This is a genomic window from Clostridioides sp. ES-S-0001-03 (assembly GCF_020676075.1).
In the GTDB taxonomy this organism is placed as follows: domain Bacteria; phylum Bacillota; class Clostridia; order Peptostreptococcales; family Peptostreptococcaceae; genus Clostridioides.
Genome location: NZ_JACVWJ010000004.1, coordinates 203,627 through 226,458 on the forward strand (window position 1 = coordinate 203,627; position 22,832 = coordinate 226,458).

Consider the following 22,832-nt stretch of genomic DNA (forward strand, 5'->3'; position numbering starts at 1 on the left):
TTATAAATTAAAAAAGTAAATCAAAAAGGTGAACTATATAAAGTTCACCTTTTATTTTAGAGACTATACTTAAATGTAATTTATTATATTATAAATTTTATAATTTAATATGTTCAATCCCAATATATTTTATTTTAAAATTATATAAATGTATTTTTTAACACTTTAAAAAGGACCTAAATTAATCTGTACTGCAATCATCAAAAATATAAATCCTAAAGCTAATTCCATAAGTATTATCTTTGATGCAAATTTAAACCATCTTGTATAAGGGATCTGAGCAATAGATATTCCAGCCATAAGAACGCCTAGCGTTGGTACTATTCCATTTGCAAATCCATCACCCATTTGGTAAGCTAAAACTGCAACTTGTCTAGGTATTCCAATAACATCTGCAAGTGGAGCCATAAGTGGCATAGTTACCATAGCTTGACCTGTACCTGAAGGTATAAAGAAATTGATTACAGATTGCATAATCATCATTGCTCCTCCACTAAAAATCCTAGGAACATAATTTAACACTAATGACAATCCATGAACTATTGAATCTAAAATTACTCCTTGTTCTAATATAACTACTATACTAGATGCAAATCCTATCAAAATAGCTGGATATACCATCTCTTGCATCCCTTTTACAAATCCAGAGGCAATTTTATTTGGATTCATACCATAGACTATTCCACATAAAATTCCTAGAGCAAAGAAATAAGCTGATAAATCCGACATTCCTAAAGAAAATTTTACAATCAGTATCATCAGAACCAGTATTCCTCCAAAGAATGTAACTAATACTCTAATATTTCCAGAAGATAACTTATCCCCGACAGAAGACTCATCAATTTGCCAGTGACTATAATCAATGTCTGACACCAAACTTTTACTTGGGTCTTTTTTTATCTTTTTACAATAAAAAATTATATATGTAGAAAGTAAAATCATTGTACAAATCCAAAATATCCATCTAAACCACATACCTGAAAAAAGTGGTAAACCTGAAATACCTTGTGCTAATCCTACTGTAAAAGGATTAATAGTAGCTGAACCATAACCTGATGCAAGCCCTAACAATAAAATTCCTGAAGCAACTAATGCATCATATCCCAAAGCAATACATAAGGTCATCAATATAGGTAAGAATGCAATACATTCTTCATACATTCCTACAACTCCACCAGCTAGTCCAAAAGTCAATACTAGACATGTAATTATAATCTCACCTTTTTTACTTCCTTTACTTTTGGAGATAACTCCACCAATTAGGGCATCTAGTGAGCCAGTAGAATTTACTATACCAAATGCACCTCCAATAATAAGTACAAAAAAAACTGTTACAGAATTTTTTCCAAGCCCGCTTGGTATAGCTCTGAATACATCCATTATACTGACAGGATGTTGTTCTCCATATGTAAAACTTCCAGCTTGCACAATCATATTTCCAGTATTTAAATCTTCAACTCTATTATATGTTCCAGAAGGAACAATGTAGGTCATTATGGCTGCAAATATAATTAAACCTATCATCAAAACATATGCATCCGGGAATGCTAATTTTTTCTTTTTGATTTTACTCTTATTAGTCATAGCCTAATCCCCTTTGTTAGAATTTACTCTTCTTTCATTTTTTTTAGTAATTCTGGTTCTTCAAATAAACGTAATCCTGTCAAAGCTAATACTTTTATTCCATCAATTACTCTATCTTTTGCATATGGCTTTATAGCTGCTTCTAAAAATTCTTTTGTATGTAGTTCTTCACCATTTTCAGAGAATTTTATCAAAGGATGTATACATGGCATAATTTGACTAAGATTTCCCATATCTGTCGAACCTAATAATACCTGCTCATCGTCATCATATATACCAAATTCCTCCATAATGTTTGTAAAGATACCTGTTAAAACCTTGTTTGCATTTAAGCCTTGGCAAGTTGGCTCAAAATGGTAAAATTCAAGTTCACAGCCAGTAGCTATTGCAGCTCCTCTAGCACAATTTTTTACTTTTTCAACCACCTCGTCAAAGTAGTCTTGCTCTTTTGCTCGTATTTCTAGTCTTACTTTCCCCATGTCAGGTATTACATTTGCAGCAGTTCCTGCTTCTAGTATGATACCATGTATTCTAGTTCCATCTACCAATTGTTGTCTCAATGCATTTACATTATTATATAATAACACTACTGCATCCAAAGCATTTATTCCATTATATGGCTTAGCTCCTGCGTGGGATGCTTTCCCAGTAAATATAAAATCTAATCCTCCTATTGCTATAATTTCTGGAGTTACACAAGTCTTTGAGTTTGGGTGTATCATCATTGCAGCATCATAACCATCAAATACACCATGTTCTATCAAGTAAGGTTTTCCATCCCCAGTTTCTTCAGCTGGTGTCCCAATTATACTTACCTCTCCTTTGTAAGTATCTAGTATACTTGCAAGAGTTATTCCAGCTCCAACTCCCATGGAAGCTATCAAATGATGGCCACATGCATGACCATTACCTGGAAGAGCATCGTATTCTGCTATAAATGCTATTCTTGGACCATCGCCATTTTTCTTTGTTGCTTTAAAAGCTGTTGCCATACCTGCCAAATTTTCCTCAACCTCAAAACCTTCTTCTATTAGAAATTTTGATATTTTTTTAGCAGATTTATACTCTTGTAGGGCAATTTCTGGTTCATCATACAAAGATTGACATAGCTCCAAAATTTTTTCTTTCTTTAAATCCGCAACTTGTATTATTTTTTCTTTCATATCAATCTTACCTCCCATTAAAATTAATTTATATATTTATTCATATAAGATAAAACAAACTTATATTTATTACATTAAAACTATTTCTACACTTATAGTAAAACCTAGTGACTTATTCAACAGTACAAATTTTTCTATCCATTATTTTATCTATTAAAATAAATAATCTTACTATATATACTAACCTTTAAAATAACAGTTTTGAATATAAATATGTATTTCTACATGTATAAACCAAATAACTAATAAGTAAAAATATAAACATATGCATTAAAAATTTATAATTTATTATATTGAGTTTACATAACTTTAATATCTATTTTGAAAGTCCAATTAAAACGTCTATATAAAATACTATAAAAATCATTAATTCAATTTAACTTCTGCTCGTTCTCTTTTAAGCATCTATTTTCCCAAAATTCAGCATTTTTTATATCCAATTCAACAGGATTAAAATTTCTATCAGCTCTTTTTATTCCTAATTTTTTCTGTCTTAGGTAATCATAATATGCTTTTATAGCTGGCCTTTGAAGTGTAAAGATAGCAATTAAGTTTATATATGTTAAAACGCCTATACATATATCACCTAATGCCCAACTTGTAAGTGGTTCTATAAAACAACACATTGCTGCACATATTATAAGCATAAATCTACAGACATTTATTATATGCTTTTCATGTTTTTGTGCTTTAATTCTAGTTACCAAATAAGATACATTGGTCTCCATCATATATGAGAATGCTAATAATGTTGTGAAGGTAAATAATAATAAAACTATTGCTATAAAAATATCACCTAGTTGAGGATGTAATGTATTTATTGCACTCTGCACATATTGTGGACCTGGCTCTACACCTGGTAATACAGTTAAAACTCCTGTAACATTGTATTTTCCTGTTATTATAATCATAATACCTGTAGCCATACATATTAATAATGTATCCACATAAACAGAGAAAGCTTGAACTAATCCTTGTTTAGCTGGATGACTTACTTCTGCTGCTGCTGCACCATAAGTTCCAGAACCTTCACCTGCTTCATTTGAATATATACCTCTTTTAACTCCCCAGGATATTGCTGCACCTAACATTCCTCCAAACATTGAACCAAATCCGAATGCAGATTTAAACATAGTTATAATAGCTCCTGGAACTAAATTTATATTTACTATGATTATCACTATTGTCATGATAAGATATGCTCCACCCATTATAGGTACTACCTTTTCAGCAAATAAACCAATTCTTTTAATTCCTCCAAAAATTATTATTCCTAATGCAATAGAAGATGTAACTGCAATTGTCATTCTTGAAAATCCAAATGCTTGATTCATTGCTAAGTATAGAGTATTTGATTGCGTCCCAGGCATGAAAAATGTATAACTTATGATTGCAACTACTGAAAATAAAATTGAACATCTTTTCCATCCAAGACCTTTTTCAAAGTAATACGGAGGACCACCTCTGTACTGACCATCATGTTCATCTTTGTATATTTGAGCTAGAGTAGATTCTACAAATGCAGTCGCCGAGCCTAAGGTAGCCATTATACACATCCATACTAATGCTCCTGGCCCTCCCATTGCTATTGCTACAGCCACACCAGCTATATTACCAGTTCCAATTCTTCCAGCCATTGATGTAGCAAATCCTTGAAATGATGATATACCAACCTGAGAACTATCTCCTTCAAGTAAAAGGGTAAACATTTCTTTTATGTCTTTTATTTGGAAAAATTTTAATTTCAATGAAAAATACAATCCTATGCATAAGCACATTGCAACTAATACAGGTGACCAAACAATTCCATTAATGGTGTTAACTAAATCGGTCACTCAACTCACCACCATTCATTTTAATTTATAGACAATAATTTAAACAGCTATGTACTAATATTTTGTATAAACTTTATTTAACTCAACATATCTTATAGACTCATTTTTTATTTTATTTACCTTATTTCTATCTTTTAATATGTAAACTCCAACAGTTATTACCAAAATTAAGAATATCAATTGATACATGAACATAAGTGTATAAATTTTTTAACGATATGTGCTTGACAGACAATCAAACAATATAAATTGAAATACATATAAGGAAAAGCCCAATACTACTACATAAATAGTACACTATTAATATGTAGCTAGATAATATATAGTTAGATTTCATAATTTTCTTATTCATCATTAGATATAAAATTGAGTGCAAATATCATCTATTACTAAAATCCATGTAAAATTTATATTAAACAAACTTATGTAAATATACAAATAGGTGATAATTGCTACTCAATCTTATACTTTTAGGGGTAACTTTATGCTAAAACTATACTAAAAACACTTGATAACATTTTAATTTTTTCACACTTTATTCATCAAATATAACTATAAGTTTTAATTTAGTATTACTTTTTATACAGTATTTATGTCAGTAGATTATACTGAAAAAAATACTCTCTTATTAAATGAAACTTTTAAGCTTTTAACTTCTCTAATCTTTTCTTTTTAACTTTTAATATATATAAACAAGATAATATTCCTATTACTAAAATAGCTATTTGGAATATAAATGTATATGTGTACCCTTTATTACCATAAGTATCTATCCAATGCCCTATTAATGCAAATTGGAATACATCTGGTGAAAAGCCTAAAGCTGCTGCTATACCTATAGTAGTAGCTGAATATTTAACTGGCACATTTACTTCCTCTTGAACTGCATAGTATATACCTTTTCCCATATAACCTAATATACCTACTACAAATGTTAATGCTATAAATAAAGTCATTGGCGTTGATGAAGGCAATACTAAGAATAAAACTATTACTACTATACCAAGTACATATATTGGTAAAAGCACTTTAGTAGGTGATTTTACTTTGTCTGCACAGTACCCTCCAAATGGAGCACCAAATAATTTTAATCCATGTTGTCTTATTATAGCCAATGCTCCAGATAGTGCAACTGAACCTCCAAGTACTGATGTTATATAAGGTGTAAAGTAAGACATTGTAACTGTAAATGAATATACACAGAATATACTTATACCTACTAACCAAGTATTTGGTGATTTTAAAACTACCATAAAGTCACTAGCAGCCATTTTTTCACTTTTACCTTCTTCTTTTTCTTCACTAATATCTACATCTTTAATTACAAACCATAATACTGGACACATTACTATAGATAATATTCCTAAAGATATCATTACCCATCTCATACCTAAAACAGGAGTTGAAAATAATGTATAAATATATAAGAATATAGCTCCCATTACTACTCCAGAAACTCCAACCATAGCTTCATTAAATCCATAAACTTTACCTTGATTTTCTTTTCCTATAACTCTAAGTATCTTTACCATAGAAGGGTAGTTCATAACTAATGATGTAATTGCACAACCTACCCAAGTTATGACAGCAAATGTATAGTTCATGTTAAATGCAAATAAAAATGATACTATTCCATTAAGAAATACAGAGCCTAAAATTATCTTTCTATAATCAAATCTATCTGCTAACCATCCTCCTATAGGAGCTCCAAATATATTACCTAATCCATAAATTGTAAGTAGAAAACCTAGTTGAGTATTTGAACACTGCAATGCTTTTAAAATTGGATCATACAATGTGTATTGGATAAATGGTATAATATAAACTAATTCCCAACATATAGCTATGATAACAAGTTGAATCATTAACTTTCCAAACTTTATCCCGTTCCTTTTTTCTCCCATAATTAAGCCCTCACTTTTAATATTTATTCACAAGCATAATTGAGTTCTTTTTTTATAACTTCTGCAAGTATTTTAATCCCTTCAACTATTTGCTCTTCTGACATTGTTGTATAATTAAGTCTCATAGTATTTTTTGGACCATTATTTGCAAAGAATGATTCTCCAGAAACATAGGCAACTCCAGCATCAATAGCTTTATCTAGTAAATTATCTACATTTATACTTTCAGGAAGTTCAACCCATATAAACATACCTCCATCTGGTTCTGTATATTTTGCTTCTTCTGGAAAATATTTTTTCATAGTTTCTAACATCAAGAAACATCTTTTTTTATACTCAGCTCTTATTTTTTCTACATGTTCATTTAAATTATACTTCTTTAAGTATTCTATTACCTGTACTTGAGAAAATTGATTTGATTGTAAATCGATACCTTGCTTTAAAAGTTCTGCTTTATCTATAATATCTATATTCCCACACATCCAAGCAACTCTAAATCCTGGACATAACACTTTTGAAAATGACCCTAGATATAGTACTTTATCTTTAGTATCAAGTGATTTAAGTGTAGGTAGTGGTTCTTGTGTAAATCTTATTTCTCCATAAGGATTATCTTCTATTACTATGACATCATACTTGTTTACAACTTCCATAAAATCTTTTCTTCTTTGTAAAGACCATGTTTTTCCTGTAGGATTTTGGAATGTTGGTATTACATATATCACCTTTATGTTTGAATTTTCAGATAATAATTTATCTAAATCTTCTGTTACCATTCCTTCTTCATCTGTATCTACTCCTAAAAAATCACATTCATAAGGTCTAAATGCATTTATTGCACCTAAGTAACTTGGATTTTCTGTAACTACTATATCTCCTTTTTCTAATAAAATCATAGCACTAAGAGCTATACCTTGTTGTGAACCAGTAGTTATTATAATATTTTCTGGTTTTGTTTCAATATTTTCTTCTTCTTTCATTCTCTTAGCTATTATTTCTAACAACTCATCTTCACCTTTAGTAGGTCCATAAGCTAAAGCAAATTTTCCTCTTTCATCAAGTACTTGCTTAGTTACTTCACTTATTTCTTTTATTGGAAATAAGTTTGGGTCAGGAAGTCCTGCTGCAAAAGATATAACAGTTCCACCACTTGCCACTTTTTGAGCTATCTTCTTTTGAGAGTCTCTTATAGCTGAAGCCTTTACCATATCCATTCTTTTTGCATATTTCATAATAATTCATCCCCTTTTAAATAATTTCTTATTGTGATGCTAAGCAGGCTAGTGCTATTGAATTTATTTTAATTTCGGCTGTATCAGAGCGTGAACCTAAAATTATTGGATTTGTTGCCCCCAAAACAATCCCTGCCCACTTAGCTTTATTGAATCTAAGCCATGACTTTCCTAATATGTTTCCTGCCTCTATATTTGGAAATACAAGTAAGTCAACATCGCCAGCAATATTACTTTCGATACCTTTATGCTTTGCTGCATATGCATCAAATGCAACATCAAAGGCTATTGGACCTTCTACTATACAATTTGGTATTTCTCCTAATTTTACCATCTCTACAAGTGAATTAGCATCTACTGTAGATTGTATTTTGGGGTCTACCATTTCATTTGCAGTAAGTATCGCAGTTTTAGGATTTTCCATACCTATACTCTTCATAGTAAGAAGTGAATTTATCAATATATCTTTTTTTTGATTTAAATTTGGAGATACATTTATACCACTATCTGTACAATAAAGAAGTTTGTGGTATTGAGGCAATTCATATACTGCAAGTAAACTTAAAAGTCTTCCTGTTCTAAGACCAAACTCTTTATTTAATATAGCTCTCATATAAACACTTGTATTTACTAACCCCTTCATAAGAACTTTAGCATCCTTATTTTTAACTACTTCTACAGCTTTTTTAACTGATTCATCAGGATTTTGACACCCTATTATTTCATATCCCTTTAGTCCAATCTCTTTTGATATATTTTCTATTTTATCTTTATTGCCTACGAGAATTGGTTTTATAAGATTTAAATCTGTTGCTGATTTTACAGCTTTTAACACTTCTTCATCTTCTGCAACAGCAACACTTACAATAACAGGTTTAAGCTTTTTAGCTTCTTCTAATAAATTATTAAAATCTTTTAACATATTTTTTCTCCTAAATATTAATAAGTTTTTGCCATTTCTTCTCCATTAAGTACTCTAAGAGCTCCAAGAGCAAGTGCTTCCATTTCCATCTCACCTGCCACTATCTCTACTGGTGCTAAATATGAAACTTTTTCCATTATTCCTTTAATCACCATTTCCGAATGCGATATTCCCCCTGTTAAAATAATTCTATCTATATCTCCAGAAAGTGATGCTCCATACATAGAAATTTCTTTAGCTGTTTGATAGATGAATGCATCCATTATAAGTTTAGCTTTTTCATCACCATCTTTAATTCTATTTTCAATTTCTATCATATCTTTTGTTCCTAAATAATCGTACATACCCCCAATTGAGCTTACTTTTGCAACCATTTCATCGTGAGTATATTTTCCTGAGTAGCATAATTCTATAAGAGGGTATGCAAGTAATCCTCCACTTCTTTCTGGCGAAAATGGACCATCAGACCTTCCACCACTTCCATCTATCATTTTTCCTTTTTTATGTGCTACAATTGATATTCCAGAACCTAGATGAGCTACAATAAAGTTATAATCTTCATATTTTCCACCTAGTTTTTGTGCTATTTTTCTTGATACAGCCTTATGATTTAGTGCATGCAGCCAGCTAGCTTTTTCTATATCTGATATACCTGTAATCCTTGATACATCATCAAATTCATCTACAGAAACTGGGTCTACTACAAATGATTGAACTCCTATTTCATCTGCTATAGTCTTAGCTAACAAGGCACCTAAGTTTGATGCATGTTCTCCATTTATTTCATTTCTCATGTCCTCAATCATTTCTTTACTTACAATATAGGTACCACCTTTTATAGCCTTCATAAGTCCACCACGACCCACTACTGCGTCAAAAGAATTTATATCATGATTTTCACTACTTAAAACATCCACTATTAATTGCTTTCTATAATCATATTCATCAAATACCTTGGAAAATTTTTTTAAATCTTCTCTTGTATGAGTTATATTTTTTTTCAAAACTTCATCTTTATCTTGAAATACAGAAATCTTTGTAGATGTACCACCAGGATTAATTACTAAAATTTTCACTTCAACGCCTCCTCGGTTTCATACTGTAGAACGTCGTTCTGTTAATTTTTTAAAATTTTTGTCGTCCTATCACTCAGAACGACGTTCTATATTTTATTAATTAAATACTAACACATAAAAATGAGTATTTCAATAATAATTTTAAATATTTAAAATATTCACTCATAGTCATATCCAGCTTCAAATGCTTCTACATTTTTGGCATTAAACTTTCCTTTACCTTGATTTTCAAAGTATTCACACATACCACTTTCAAATTCTTCTTTTGTGAATAAATCTAAATTCTTCACCATAGCACCTAACATACAAATATTAGCAGATTTTTCATTACCTAAATTTTGAGCTATTTCAGTAACAGGTACTTTTATAACATTAATATCTTCTCTATATTTTCTATCCTTATTTACTAGTGATTCATTGACAAACATATAACCATTTGCTTTCATTAAACTCTCATACTTATCTACTGATACACTATTCATTCCCAATAATATATCTGGATTTTTTACACAAGGATTTGCAATTTTTTCATCACTTACAACAACATTACAATTTGCACTTCCTCCTCTCATCTCATTTCCATAAGATGGGAACCATGTAATCTTCTTTTCTGCCTTATATGCAACATACATTATAATTTTTCCTGCTGTGAGAACTCCCTGTCCTCCAAAACCAGCACATATAATTTCATTTAACATATTATTTCCTCCCTAATCAATAAATTCTCCAAGTGGATACTTTGGAACAAGTTCGTTTTCTATTCTCTTCATAGCATCTACTGGCTTTAATCCCCAGTTTGTTGGACATGGTACAAGTATTTCTATTAAGCAAAAGCCCTTTTTATCTTTTTGTTTTTCAAGTGCTTTTTTGATATATCTTTTTGTTGTATTTATTTCTTTAGGGTTAGTTATTGTTCCTCTTGCCAAATATGCTATATCTAAATTTCCCATAACTTTTACAACATCAAATGTTGAGCCATGGTCTTCATATGTTCTACCTGCTGGAGTAGAAGCTGTATGTTGACCTTGTACAGTAGTTGGAGCCATTTGCCCACCTGTCATTGCAAACATATTATTATTCATAACTAAAAATATTACATTATCATTTCTAGTAGCAGCTGACATAGTTTCTCCAAGCCCTATTGCATAAGCTCCACCATCTCCAGCTATTGTAAATATATATTTATCTGGTCTAACTCTTTTCATAGCTGCCATAGCTGCACCCATTTTACCATGAGGAGGAACAACAACATCTACATTCATACTAAATTGAAACATATGATTACATCCTATATCTGAGCATATAATCGTATCTTGACATATATTCATTTCTGTTAATACTTCTCCAATAATTCTATCGACTATAGAGTGTCCACAGCCTCCACAGAACATATTTTCACACATCATTATTGCTGGTGCTTTTTTAGCCATAATTAAAATACCTCCTCTTGCTTAGCTTTTCCATCTATAATCTCTTGAGCAAAATCTATTAATTGATTTACTTCTGCCATATATTGAGCTGTTGCTACTGAATATACTGGGAATCTATTATTACATGCTATAATTACATCTTCCTTCATTTGTGCCATCATATTCATTTCAACTGTTACAAGCCCTTTTAATGAATCTTTTAATTTTTTAAAAGCTTTTCTTGGGTAAGGCCACAATGTTTTTGGTCTTATTAATCCAAGTTTTATACCTCTTGCTCTTGCATCTCTAACTGCGCCTTCTGCTATTCTTGAAGAAATTCCATATGCAACAAATACCACATCTGCATCTTCTATCTCTATTTCTTCCCATCTTTGTTCATTTTCTTGAACTTTTCTCATTTTTTCTATATAACCTTTTTGCCATGTATCTTGGTCCTCAAAATATGTTATATCAGTTATTACTTTATTTTTTTCTCCAACAGGAGTTCCTTTTGCTGCCCATGGAGCTTTATCCTTATCATATTCTTTCATTGGTGGTGCTATACAAGGTTCTACCATTTGACCTATTGTAGCATCAGAAAGTATAAGTACTGGATGCATATATTTTTCAGCTAATTCAAAAGACTCATATGCCATATCCATATTTTCTTGAACACTATTAGGTGCTAATACAATTAAATGATAATCTCCATTTCCTCCACCTTTTACAGCTTGCCAGTAATTATCTTGACCAGCTCCTATAAATCCATCTCCTATACCATATCTCTGTACACATGCTACAACTGCTGGTAAACCAGCTGATACCCAATATGCAATTCCTTCCTGTTTTAATGAAAATCCAGGTCCAGATGAAGATGTCATAGCTCTTGCTCCAAGTGCACTTGCCCCCATAACCATATTTACGCTGGCTATTTCAGATTCACCTTGAATAAATACTCCTCCAACCTCTTTTTGTCTCCAAGCCATCATTTCTAATATTTCTGATTGTGGTGTTATTGGATAACCTGCATAAAATCTACATCCACCACGTATAGCTCCTTCTGCTAAGGCTTCATTTCCCTTAATTAATAAACTTTGCATACGTTTTCTCCCTTCCAATAAAAAGTTATTTATAATATCTCAAATACTAAATCAGGACACATTGTATAACAAGCGCCACATTGAACACACTTTTCTTCATCGACTTTGACTGTTACAAAGCCTTTTTTATTTGTGTAATCAGAAAGACTTATTGCTTCTTTTTTGCAAGCTTCAATACAAAGATAACACCCCTTACATCTTTCAACACTCAACTTGACTTTTTCCATTTTTCAAATCTCCCCTCTTATGTAGTAATTTTTTTACCTAATTTTAAATATATAATATTCATGTGGGTTTATTATATATATTTTATTATTGTTCTATTCTTTAGAACACTGTTCTGTTTTGTATTGCTTAATTAAAAGATATCACATTCGCTTATATATTTCAATAATTTTTTCAATTTTAAAAATATTTAATTTTTATATTCAATAAAAAAGAGACCCTATCTAAACTGGTATTTACAAATAACAATTTAAATTTAGTCTCTTTTTATTATTCAAATTTATTTCTTAAAATTATCTAAAAAGTTCAGATATGCTCTTTGCAGTTTCTATAACCCTTTTAATTTTATATTCAAAGTCTCCTTCTCGCATCCTTATAGTAGGACCTGATAGACTTATTGCTGCTATAGCTTTATTGTTTTTATCCAAAATAGGTGCTCCAATACAAGTTAAACCATGTTCTAGTTCTTGGTCATCTAGAGCATATCCTTGCTCTTTTATTTTTGCCAAAAAAATCATCATATCATCCCAATTATCAATTGTATGTTCTGTATATTTGTGTATTGGAGTTTTTCTGTATTTTTCAAAATCTATAGAATCATTAAATGCCATAAGACATTTCCCAACCGCTGAACAATAACATTCGCTACTAGAACCAACTGACGGATTTACTGAGAGTAATTGATTTGAACCATATTCTTTATGTATTATGATACTTCTTGGAGAATCTTGAGCTCTTTCTTCTAGTATAGACACATTCACCACTTCGTTAAATTCTTGATTTAATTTTTTCGTATATGGTTTTACTATTTCAGTCAATGACATCTGTTCTCCCACAACCATACCTATTGCATATAAATTTATTCCCAACCAATACTTACCATTCTCAGTGTTTTGTATAACAAAACCTTTGTTTTCAAGAGTTACTAAAGTTCTATGTATAGTACTCTTATATACTCCCATAATCTTACTTATTTCAGTTATTCCCATTTCTCTCTTTTCATGATATAATAGCAAAATTATGTCTAGGGCTCTATCTAATGCATTTATTATTTCTCCCATATACAAGTACTCCTCCTGCGAATATTAAGCGTTTATTCAACACTATACTAAATATTATATATTAAAATTACAAAATTATCTATTTATCTTAATTATATTTTATAAAACAAAAATATTATACTTATTTAACAAAATAAAGAGTCATACTAAGTATATGTTCCTTATTTTGACTTTTAATAGTACTCTACTGTTATATTTTTACCAACTCTAGATAATAATATATATATAATTATACAGCATATTTATTTTTATACAAGTCTAATAATGAGGTGAAATAATGGATAATTTAAAAGAGACATTGTTAAATGAACTAGATAATTTTAAAGAATATTCTTTAAAATTATTAAATGGAGAAATAAATAAAATGCAATACAAAGGATTTTCTGGTGGATATGGAGTTTATGCTCAAAGAGACAAAAAATCATTTATGATAAGACTTCGAGTATCTGCTGGGGTATTGTCGAAATCTCAACTTAAAAAAATTTACCAAATGGCTACCAAACATAAGCTAGATAAGATACACTTAACAACTAGACAAGCTATACAATTACATGACTTGTCTATAGACTCTATAGTTGATATTATGGAAGAGGGAATAAAAAATGATATCTTCACTAGGGGCGGTGGTGGTAACTATCCTAGAAATGTAGGCTTATCTCCATTATCAGGAGTTGACCCTGACGAAGCTTTTGATGTTACCCCTTATGCAGTTGCTACTGATAAATATTTTATCAAAAATGCTACTACATATCACTTACCTAGGAAACTAAAAGTTTCCTATTCTAGTTGTTACACAGATTCTGCCCATTGTAGTATACAAGACTTAGGATTTGTAGCTACTCTAAAAAATGGCAAACCATATTTTAGAGTTTTCTTAGGTGGAGGTTTAGGTAAACAACCTAAAGTTGCTTTAGAACTTGATGAAGTTATAAAACCTAAAGATGCATTATATTGTGTAGAAGGAATGATTAAATTCTTTATGGCTTATGGTAATTATGAAAATAAAAACAAAGCTAGGGTTAGATATATGGTTGAAACGCTTGGAGAAAATATGTTTTTAGAAAAATTTAAAGAATACTATAAATTAGAAAAAGAAAAAGGTAATCTTGAACTTAATGTTGAACAAATTGACTATTCTAAACCTGGAATTAAGATAGATTTACATGACTCTAGATTAATCCATCAAAAACAATCTGGCTTATATACTGTATATATACATCCAATTGGAGGTCTATTATCTACTAAAGATTTAAAATTTTTACTTCAAGAGTTAGATAATATTAAAAATCCTATGATTAGATTAGGTATGACAGAAGGCTTGTACATTCTAAATTTAGATGGAAATGAGGCAAAAAGGATATTAGAAATAAGCAAGACTATTAGTTGTAACTCTCAATTAGAACAGAGTATCTCCTGCATAGGTGTTCCTATTTGTCAGATGGGTATACAAAATAGCCAAAAAATGTTACATGAGATAATAGATTATTTTAGATTACAAAACAATGAAGAAGTTTTAAGTAAAGCTCCTAAACTGTATATTTCAGGATGTCTAAATTCATGTGGTGTTCACCAAATTGGTAGCATAGGATTATGTGGTAAAAAGAAAAATGTCAATGGAATATCTACTGATGCATTTGAATTATTTGTTGGAGGTAGTTTTGAAATAGGTAAGACTAGACTAGGAAAATCTCTAGGAGATTTTAAGGCTAGTGACATTCCTAAAATGCTTTATGAAATAGCTGAGGTTTCATCAGAAAATTTTTATGAATGGATAAATTCAAATGATGATTTATTAAATAAAATAATTGATAAGTATAAAATATGACTTAACATAAATGATTATAAAAAATGAGATAGCTTATAACTATCTCATTTTTTACAATCGTTTATGTTTTTATACTATTTATAAACTATTTTAGATAAATCACAAATTTCTAACATAGTATCATATATTTGTTTAAGTAGACCAAGTCTGTTATTTTTAATTGCTTCATCATTATCCATAACCATAACTGAATCAAATAGGTTATCAACTACAGGTCTTAAAGATGCAAACTCATCTAAAGCAGTACCGTATTTCTTATCTTTTAATAATTCTTTTACTCTTACTTTTACTTGCTTAAATTCATTATAAAGCTTAATTTCAGCATCTTCTTTTAATAGACTTTCATCAACCTTATCACATTCTGCTTTCTGAGCCAAAGTAGAAACTCTATTAAAGGCAGTAAGCATTTCCACTAATTCATCTTTTTCTAGCCAATTATTAAGCTCTAAAGCTCTCATATGCATATCAGAAATATCATTTATATCAGAACTTAAAACAGCATCAACAACATCATATCTTATACCTAAATCTTTAAATAGATTTTTTACTCTTTCATTAAAGAAGTTCATTATTTGTTCAACAACATCTTCTTTATTAAAATCTAAGTTAGAATAATTATCTAAAGCATGTTCAATAAGTACTTTTAAGTCTACAGCTACTTTTCTATCCATAAGTATACTAAGTATACCTAAAGCTTGTCTTCTTAAAGCATATGGGTCTTGAGAACCTGTTGGTTGTATTCCTATAGCAAAAAATCCTGCTATTGAATCTAATTTATCAGCTATTGATAAAGCTACCCCTGCATTAGTTTTAGGAAGAATATCTCCTGCAAATCTTGGTAAATAATGTTCAAAAATAGCTTCACTTACAACATCATTTTCTCCTCCAACCTTCGCATATTCTTTTCCCATAAAACCTTGTAATTCATCAAATTCTCCTACCATTCCAGTAACTAAATCTGCTTTAGATAATTTAGCAGCTCTCATAGTGTCTGCCTTTTCATCTGCTAATCCTAAACTATCAAGTATATCAGCGCTTAGTTTTTCAAGTCTTAAAGTTTTGTCATAAATAGTACCCAATTTTACTTGGAAAACAACAGTTTTTAATTTTTCTATGTAGCTTTCTAAGTTTCTCTTAGTATCTTCTCTATAGAAAAATAAAGCATCAGCAAGTCTTGCTTCTAAAACTTTTTCATTTCCAGCTTTAACATTATCTATTCTGTAAGAATCTCCATTTCTAACAGCTATAAAGTTAGGTAACAGTTTTCCTTCTTTAAGAACTGGGAAATATCTTTGATGTTGTTTCATAGGAGTTATGACAACTTCTTTTGGTAGTTTTATATAATCTGTATTAAATTCGCCATAAAAAGCAGTTGGATATTCAACTAAGTAAGTTACTTCTTCAAGTAAATCTTCATCAAACTCAACTTCGCCACCTAAAGAATTGGCTACTTCTATACATTGTTTTCTTATAATTTCTTTTCTCTTATTTTGGTCTAAAACTATATGATTTTTCTCTAATTTTTCAAAATATTCTTCTATAGAATTAACTTCTATTGTACTTTCTCCTAAGAATCTATGCCCTTTTGTTACATTAGAAGATATTATTCCTTCTAAATCAAATTCTAATACCTTATCATTTAACAATGTAACTATCCATCTTATAGGTCTTGCAAATTTTAGGTTTTTTCCTCCCCAACGCATAGCTTTTGGAAATACTACAGATTTTATAGTTTCTGGTAATATCTCTTTTAACACTTCTGAAGTGTCTTTCCCAGCTTGCTTTATAGTAGCAAAAATATATTCATCTTTTCCAACTTGTTTAAAATATATATCAGATTCGCTTAATCCTTTACTTTTTATAAATCCTAAAGCTGGTTTTGTGAAATTATTGTCTTCATCAACAGCAATCTTCTTAGCTGGACCTTTTATTTCTTCTTCTAAATCACTTTGCTTATCACTTAAACCTTCAACTACTAAAGTCAATCTTCTTGGTGTTCCATAGGCATCTATTTTATTAAAAGATATTCTATTTTCCTCAAATAATTTATTAAGATTGTTTTTTAATTGTTCTAGTGTACTACCCATAAATCTTGATGGCATTTCTTCAACACCGATTTCAAATAAAAGATAATTTTTCATTATTTGTCACCGTCCTTTAAAAGAGGGAATCCCATTTCTTCTCTTTGTTTTACAAAAGTTTCTGCAACAGTTTTTGCCATATTTCTAACTCTACCTATAAATGAAGCTCTTTGACTAACACCTATTGCTCCTCTTGCATCCAATGTATTAAATGCATGAGAACATTTTAATACATAATCATATGAAGGTATTACAAGACCACTTTCCATAAGTCTTAATGCTTCTTTTTCATATATATCAAACAGATTAAACAACATATCTGCATCACATAATTCAAACGCATACACTGAATTTTCATACTCAGCTTTATTAAACACTTCGCCATAAGTTATTTTATCATTCCATTTTAAATCATAAACACTATCAACTTCTTGAATGTACATAGCTAATCTTTCTAACCCATATGTAATTTCTCCTGTCTCAAGCTCACATTCAATATTACCTACTTGTTGGAAGTATGTAAATTGAGTTATTTCCATACCGTCTAACCAAACTTCCCATCCAAGTCCCCAAGCACCAACTGTGGCAGCTTCCCAGTTGTCTTCAACAAATCTTATGTCATGTTCACTTGGGTCAATTCCAATTTCTTTTAAGCTCTCTAAATACAATTCTTGTATATTATCTGGAGATGGCTTTAGTATAACTTGGAATTGATGATGTTGATATAATCTGTTTGGGTTTTCACCATATCTTCCATCTGCTGGTCTTCTTGAAGGCTCTACATAGCATACTTGCCAAGGCTCAGGTCCTAATGATCTTAAAAAAGTATTAGGATTCATAGTTCCAGCACCTTTTTCAACATCGTAAGGTTGCATCATGATACAACCTTGCTTTGACCAGTATTTTTGCAATGCCAGTATCATTTCTTGAAAATTCATAAAAATCCCTCCTATAACAATAAAGCCTCTCGTCTACACGAAAGGCTATTTTAATAGTTCTTCTACAACTTTTAGAATATCAAATTCTATAAAATTTGTCAATGTTAGTGATAATTCTTATAATTATCTTCTTTTCATTTTTTAAAAGTCACTTTATATCTATTTATTTTCGTCTTCGTTTTCATTATTCTTTTCAGATTCTTCTTTCATTAGATCAGCAGTTACATCTTTATCATCTTCTTTTTTATCAACTACTACATCTTTTACATCTTTGGCTGCATTAGTTATCATATTCTTCAAAACATGAAGTTTTTCTTCATTTAATTCACCTAAGTCTACAACTTCACCATCTTCTTCATTTTGAACTTTTATACGATATTTACTTATAACAGCAGCTGATAAACCAACTAGAGTAGCTAATGGTACAAAAGCTAATCCAACAACTCCTACTGTTAAAGGAATATTCATCATAGTTTTTCCATCTTTTTCAACTATTACTCTTACAACACTACTTTTTTTAAGAAGTTCTTTTAATTGATATTTTATATTTTCTCCATCTTTACCAAATACTTCTTCCATAGTTTCTTTAGCAGATTTAGCTTTACAATTACAAGTATTCTTTTTATTTTCTAAATATATTACTGCCTCAATTACATCTCCATTACATTCCACTAATGCTTCTTTTGCTTCTGCATAAGTTGCTCCTGGAACTCTTTCAAAGACTGAATCAACCATTTCAATAGTTATATTACTACTCATTATTATCCACTCCCTTATTGTTTTTTACACTTTGCAATACGTGTAATGATTTTAGATTAATATTATCAACATAAACTTTCAAATATTTTTCTAGTATATTTTCGAGTTCATGTGTTATATATTTTGATACTTTAGCTTTGCTACATGTTAAAATATCATTCCTTAATACATATTCCATGAGACTAACAGTTGTTAAATCCAGTTTTATATTATTATCAAAAAGTGTATTACACTTACTACATAGTATACCACCTTCATAAACATTAAACATAGAATTTTGCAAAATTTTACTTCCGCAATTAATACATTTATTTACTATTGGTTTAAATCCTATATAGTCCAAGAACTTTAACTCAAATGCAGCTGTTACAAATCTATTATCTGTATTTTCTTGTGTATATAAATACAGCGTCTGTGCAAGTAATATAAATAACCTATTATTAGTCTGATTTTCAAGTATAGAATTTTCAACTAATTTTGTAATATATGTAGCATAAGAAAATGCCTCTATATCGTAGGATATATTATAAAAACTCTTTATGATTTCACTTTGAGTAACCTTGTACATATTTCCTTGTTTTTTTAAAGTAAAATTGCTATAAGAAAATAACTGTGATGATGAAAGTAAAGAGCTCTTATTTTTTTTAGCTCCTTTTGCTATTGCAGATACTTTTCCAAGCTTTCTCGTAAACAGAGTAAGTATTATATCACTTTCCTTGTACCTTATAGCTTTAAGTACTATCCCCTGGGTGTTCAGGATTATCATCGTCTTCTTTTTTCTCCCTTACTTCTTCGACTTCTTCACTTAGGTTTTTGCAATCACAGAAGTATAGATATGCATCTATACTGCCTGTTTTTTTAAAAACTTCCCAACTGATATTGTTCATTTTTAAAAAACCCCCTTCTTACATTTATACTTATATTTTTAGTAAGAAGAGGATAAATCATACATAAAGTTATTAAACAATTTTTGACAATAACGCTGTCGTTATTATAAAATAAACTGCTATACCAGTTATATCAAGAGCTGTAGATATAATTGGTGATGAAACTGTAGATGGATCTGCATCCATCTTTTTTAATAAAACAGGCATAAATGCACCTATTGTTGCACCCAAAACCATATTTATAAATAATGATATTGAAACAATTAATACAATGTCTAATTTTTTCATAACAAAGTAAATTACAATACCTGTTATTATACTACACAAAAGACCTGTAATAATTCCTACAATACCTTCTCTTACCACATTGCTAAAATTCAAATCTTTATTAGACAGTGTTATTACTGTAACAGAAGATGATTGTGTTCCAATATTACCACCCATACCTATTACTACAGGTATAAAAAATACCAGTGGAGCATATATAGGGTTCATTATATAATCTAAATTAGAAAGTATTAGAGAAGCCAATAGACCTCCAATTAATGTAATAATTAACCATGGCAGTCTACCTCTAAGAGCTGATATTGTCTGCTCTTTCAATGTAGGATTTTCCTTTTCAGCAACTTCTCTTTCATGCTCTGAACTTCCTGCAAATTTATACATATCTTCAGTTGCTTCTTCTTCCATGACATCTATTATATCATCTACTGTTATTATCCCTTTTAACTTTTCTTGTCTATCTACTACTGGAATTGCTATTAAATTGTATTTCGATACTAACCTAACCGCTTCTTCTCTATCTTCATCTACATAAACAGAAATTATATTTTCACTCATTAAATCTTCTACTATATTTGCATCTCTCGCTATTATTAGCTCTCTTAAAGATAATACTCCAACTAGCTTTTCTTCATCATCAACTACATATATATAATAAATAGTCTCAGCTTCATCAGCTTCTTCTCTCATATGTTCTATTGCCTCAAGAGCTGTCATATCTTTATTTATAGAAATATATCCAGTGGTCATTGTTCCACCTGCAGAGTCTTCATCATAGAATAATAATTCTTTTACATAGTCAGCGTTTTCTTGATTTAAAAGATTTATTATATGTTCTCTTTCTTCTTCTTCAAGTTCACTAAGTTTATCTGCCATGTCTCCAAGAGACATAAGTTCAAGTATGTTTTTTGCATGTTCTACATCTAACTTAGATAAAATACTAATAAAAAACTCTACACTACCTTCTTCTAATATAGAAGATGCCATATCTAGAGGAAGTACTTCAAACAGTTGAATTTTCATGTCTTCCTCTAAATTTTCCATTATATCGAATATATCAATTATATGATATTCCTCTATTAATTCTCTTAACTCCAATACTTTATTATTATCAATTAATGATTTTACTTCATATAATAAATCTTGGGAAGCATCCAGTTTCCTATCCATATAACCCACCTTTATTTATCATTATATCCAAAATTATTTATATAATTTTGTAAATTTCTCCAATTTTCTTTAACCTTAACCCATAACTGGAGATTTATTTGTGAACCTAAAAGTAATTCTATATCTTGTCTTGCTGATTTACCTATTCCTTTTAGTTTCCTACCATTCTTTCCTATTATTATTCCCTTATGTGAATCTCTTTCACAATATATTACAGCAGATACATCTACTATTTCTTTATCATTTCTTGCTTTCATTTTTTCAATTTCAACAGCTACACCATGAGGTATTTCATCATTAAGATAATGAAGAACTTTTTCTCTTATAAGTTCTGCTATTAATACTCTCTCTGGTTGATCTGTAATCATATAATCTGGAAAATACTTTGGTCCTTCTTCTAAGTAATTTTGTATAACTTTTATTAGAGTATCTGTATTTTTTCCTTTTAACGCTGATATTGGTACTATCTCTTTGAAAATACCTTCTCTATCATACATTTTTATTATATCAAATAATTCATCTTTTTGACCTAGTTGGTCTATTTTATTTACAACTAGAATTATTGGTGTCTTAACAGATTTTAAATCCTCTATTATTTTTCTGTCTCCAGGACCTATTTTTTTAGAATCATCAACTACAAATAATATTAAATCTACATTTTTAAAAGCTTCTGTTGCTGCCTTTACCATGAATTCACCTAATTTATTTTTAGGTTTGTGAATACCTGGTGTATCTAAAAATACTATTTGAGTTTCTTCATCTGTATAGACTGCTTGTATTGTATTTCTTGTAGTCTGAGGTTTATCACTCATTATAGCTATCTTTTCCCCTACTACATTATTCATTAAAGTAGATTTCCCTACATTTGGTCTACCTACTATACTGACAAATCCTGATTTGAACATTAACTGTCTCCTAACTTTTATCTTCTTGTATTTAATTGCTTTAAATTTATTTTAGTTTTTTAATTTATTTTAAATCATTTCCAGAGAAATAGTTTGGTAGCAAATCTTTTATATCATGCTCAAACACCTCTCCTTTAGTATATCCTGTTATTATTTTTATATCAGAACCAAACTCTATAATTACTTGTCTACATATTCCACAAGGATATGTTTGTTCATTATTTTCTGAGTTATCACTTGCTATCGCTATTTTATATATATCCTTATCACCTTCTGATATAGCTTTAAAAATAGCTGTTCTTTCTGCGCAATTTGTTCCACCTAATGATGCACATTCTATATTACATCCAGTATAAACTTTTCCACTCTTAGTCAAAAGAGCTGCACCCACTCTAAAACTTGAGTAAGGAGCATAAGAATGTTGTCTAGCATCTTCTGCCAACTTTAACAATTCTATGTTGTCCACAACATCTC

21 protein-coding genes are annotated in these 22,832 nt (G+C 29.9%); 1 reads left to right on the top strand and 20 read right to left on the bottom strand.

The features are described 5' to 3' along the window. Nucleotides 1-165: 165 nt before the first annotated feature. The 12 genes from IC174_RS09960 to IC174_RS10015 all read right to left on the bottom strand — a co-directional run bounded on the left by IC174_RS09960 (nucleotide 166) and on the right by IC174_RS10015 (nucleotide 13,511). Nucleotides 166-1,584, bottom strand: a complete 1,419-nt coding sequence (locus tag IC174_RS09960) for a TIGR00366 family protein (protein WP_227482831.1) — start codon at nucleotides 1,582-1,584, stop codon at nucleotides 166-168. A gap of 23 nt (nucleotides 1,585-1,607) precedes the next feature. Then, nucleotides 1,608-2,747 (bottom strand): M20 family metallopeptidase, encoded by a 1,140-nt coding sequence (locus IC174_RS09965; protein WP_227482832.1) that lies wholly within the window; start codon nucleotides 2,745-2,747, stop codon nucleotides 1,608-1,610. Nucleotides 2,748-3,118: 371 nt separating this feature from the next. Next, on the bottom strand, nucleotides 3,119-4,582 hold the full coding sequence (locus IC174_RS09970; RefSeq protein WP_227432613.1) for an alanine/glycine:cation symporter family protein: 1,464 nt from the start codon (nucleotides 4,580-4,582) through the stop codon (nucleotides 3,119-3,121). A gap of 641 nt (nucleotides 4,583-5,223) precedes the next feature. Continuing rightward, the gene (locus tag IC174_RS09975; protein ID WP_227482833.1) at nucleotides 5,224-6,486 is read right to left on the bottom strand and encodes an MFS transporter; all 1,263 of its coding nucleotides are present in this window, start codon (nucleotides 6,484-6,486) and stop codon (nucleotides 5,224-5,226) included. Between the two features lie 23 nt (nucleotides 6,487-6,509). Continuing rightward, nucleotides 6,510-7,718, bottom strand: coding sequence for a PLP-dependent aminotransferase family protein (locus tag IC174_RS09980; RefSeq protein WP_227432611.1), 1,209 nt, complete (start codon nucleotides 7,716-7,718; stop codon nucleotides 6,510-6,512). A 28-nt stretch (nucleotides 7,719-7,746) separates the two neighbouring features. Further along, a complete protein-coding gene (locus IC174_RS09985; protein ID WP_227432610.1) occupies nucleotides 7,747-8,640 on the bottom strand; it encodes a bifunctional enoyl-CoA hydratase/phosphate acetyltransferase in 894 nt (297 codons plus the stop codon). 17 nt (nucleotides 8,641-8,657) lie between these two features. Then, complete coding sequence (buk, locus tag IC174_RS09990; RefSeq protein WP_227482834.1) at nucleotides 8,658-9,716, bottom strand: butyrate kinase; 1,059 nt, start codon at nucleotides 9,714-9,716, stop codon at nucleotides 8,658-8,660. Nucleotides 9,717-9,874: 158 nt separating this feature from the next. Continuing rightward, on the bottom strand, nucleotides 9,875-10,414 hold the full coding sequence (locus tag IC174_RS09995; RefSeq protein ID WP_227432608.1) for a 2-oxoacid:acceptor oxidoreductase family protein: 540 nt from the start codon (nucleotides 10,412-10,414) through the stop codon (nucleotides 9,875-9,877). A gap of 12 nt (nucleotides 10,415-10,426) precedes the next feature. Continuing rightward, entirely contained in the window at nucleotides 10,427-11,146 is a 720-nt protein-coding gene (locus IC174_RS10000) for a thiamine pyrophosphate-dependent enzyme (protein ID WP_227432607.1), read from the bottom strand. A 2-nt stretch (nucleotides 11,147-11,148) separates the two neighbouring features. Then, the gene (gene vorB / locus IC174_RS10005) at nucleotides 11,149-12,225 is read right to left on the bottom strand and encodes a 3-methyl-2-oxobutanoate dehydrogenase subunit VorB (RefSeq protein WP_227432606.1); all 1,077 of its coding nucleotides are present in this window, start codon (nucleotides 12,223-12,225) and stop codon (nucleotides 11,149-11,151) included. A gap of 29 nt (nucleotides 12,226-12,254) precedes the next feature. Further along, complete coding sequence (locus IC174_RS10010) at nucleotides 12,255-12,452, bottom strand: 4Fe-4S dicluster domain-containing protein (RefSeq protein ID WP_227432605.1); 198 nt, start codon at nucleotides 12,450-12,452, stop codon at nucleotides 12,255-12,257. A gap of 291 nt (nucleotides 12,453-12,743) precedes the next feature. Continuing rightward, a complete protein-coding gene (locus tag IC174_RS10015; RefSeq protein WP_227432604.1) occupies nucleotides 12,744-13,511 on the bottom strand; it encodes an IclR family transcriptional regulator in 768 nt (255 codons plus the stop codon). Between the two features lie 277 nt (nucleotides 13,512-13,788). Here IC174_RS10015 and IC174_RS10020 point away from each other — a divergent pair, with 277 nt between their 5' ends. Beyond that, nucleotides 13,789-15,336: a nitrite/sulfite reductase gene (locus IC174_RS10020; RefSeq protein ID WP_227482835.1), complete on the top strand. Its 1,548-nt coding sequence runs from the start codon at nucleotides 13,789-13,791 to the stop codon at nucleotides 15,334-15,336. A gap of 74 nt (nucleotides 15,337-15,410) precedes the next feature. Here the strand turns inward: IC174_RS10020 and glyS are convergent, their stop codons facing one another. From glyS to IC174_RS10060, 8 genes are all read right to left on the bottom strand, one after another. Beyond that, entirely contained in the window at nucleotides 15,411-17,477 is a 2,067-nt protein-coding gene (gene glyS / locus IC174_RS10025) for a glycine--tRNA ligase subunit beta (RefSeq protein WP_227482836.1), read from the bottom strand. Further along, nucleotides 17,477-18,355, bottom strand: a complete 879-nt coding sequence (gene glyQ / locus IC174_RS10030) for a glycine--tRNA ligase subunit alpha (RefSeq protein WP_227432601.1) — start codon at nucleotides 18,353-18,355, stop codon at nucleotides 17,477-17,479. Before glyQ ends, glyS begins: the two co-directional genes overlap by 1 nt. Nucleotides 18,356-18,514: 159 nt before the next feature. Further along, entirely contained in the window at nucleotides 18,515-19,114 is a 600-nt protein-coding gene (locus IC174_RS10035) for a DUF4342 domain-containing protein (protein WP_227432600.1), read from the bottom strand. Then, nucleotides 19,107-19,880, bottom strand: a complete 774-nt coding sequence (recO, locus tag IC174_RS10040; protein WP_227432599.1) for a DNA repair protein RecO — start codon at nucleotides 19,878-19,880, stop codon at nucleotides 19,107-19,109. Before recO ends, IC174_RS10035 begins: the two co-directional genes overlap by 8 nt. Beyond that, on the bottom strand, nucleotides 19,846-20,001 hold the full coding sequence (locus IC174_RS10045) for a YqzL family protein (RefSeq protein WP_227432598.1): 156 nt from the start codon (nucleotides 19,999-20,001) through the stop codon (nucleotides 19,846-19,848). The genes recO and IC174_RS10045 overlap by 35 nt, the downstream gene beginning before the upstream one ends. A 72-nt stretch (nucleotides 20,002-20,073) precedes the next feature. Continuing rightward, entirely contained in the window at nucleotides 20,074-21,453 is a 1,380-nt protein-coding gene (gene mgtE, locus IC174_RS10050; RefSeq protein WP_227432597.1) for a magnesium transporter, read from the bottom strand. An 11-nt stretch (nucleotides 21,454-21,464) separates the two neighbouring features. Beyond that, a complete protein-coding gene (era, locus tag IC174_RS10055; protein ID WP_227432596.1) occupies nucleotides 21,465-22,358 on the bottom strand; it encodes a GTPase Era in 894 nt (297 codons plus the stop codon). Between the two features lie 64 nt (nucleotides 22,359-22,422). After that, nucleotides 22,423-22,824, bottom strand: coding sequence for a cytidine deaminase (locus IC174_RS10060; RefSeq protein ID WP_227432595.1), 402 nt, complete (start codon nucleotides 22,822-22,824; stop codon nucleotides 22,423-22,425). Nucleotides 22,825-22,832: the final 8 nt, after the last annotated feature.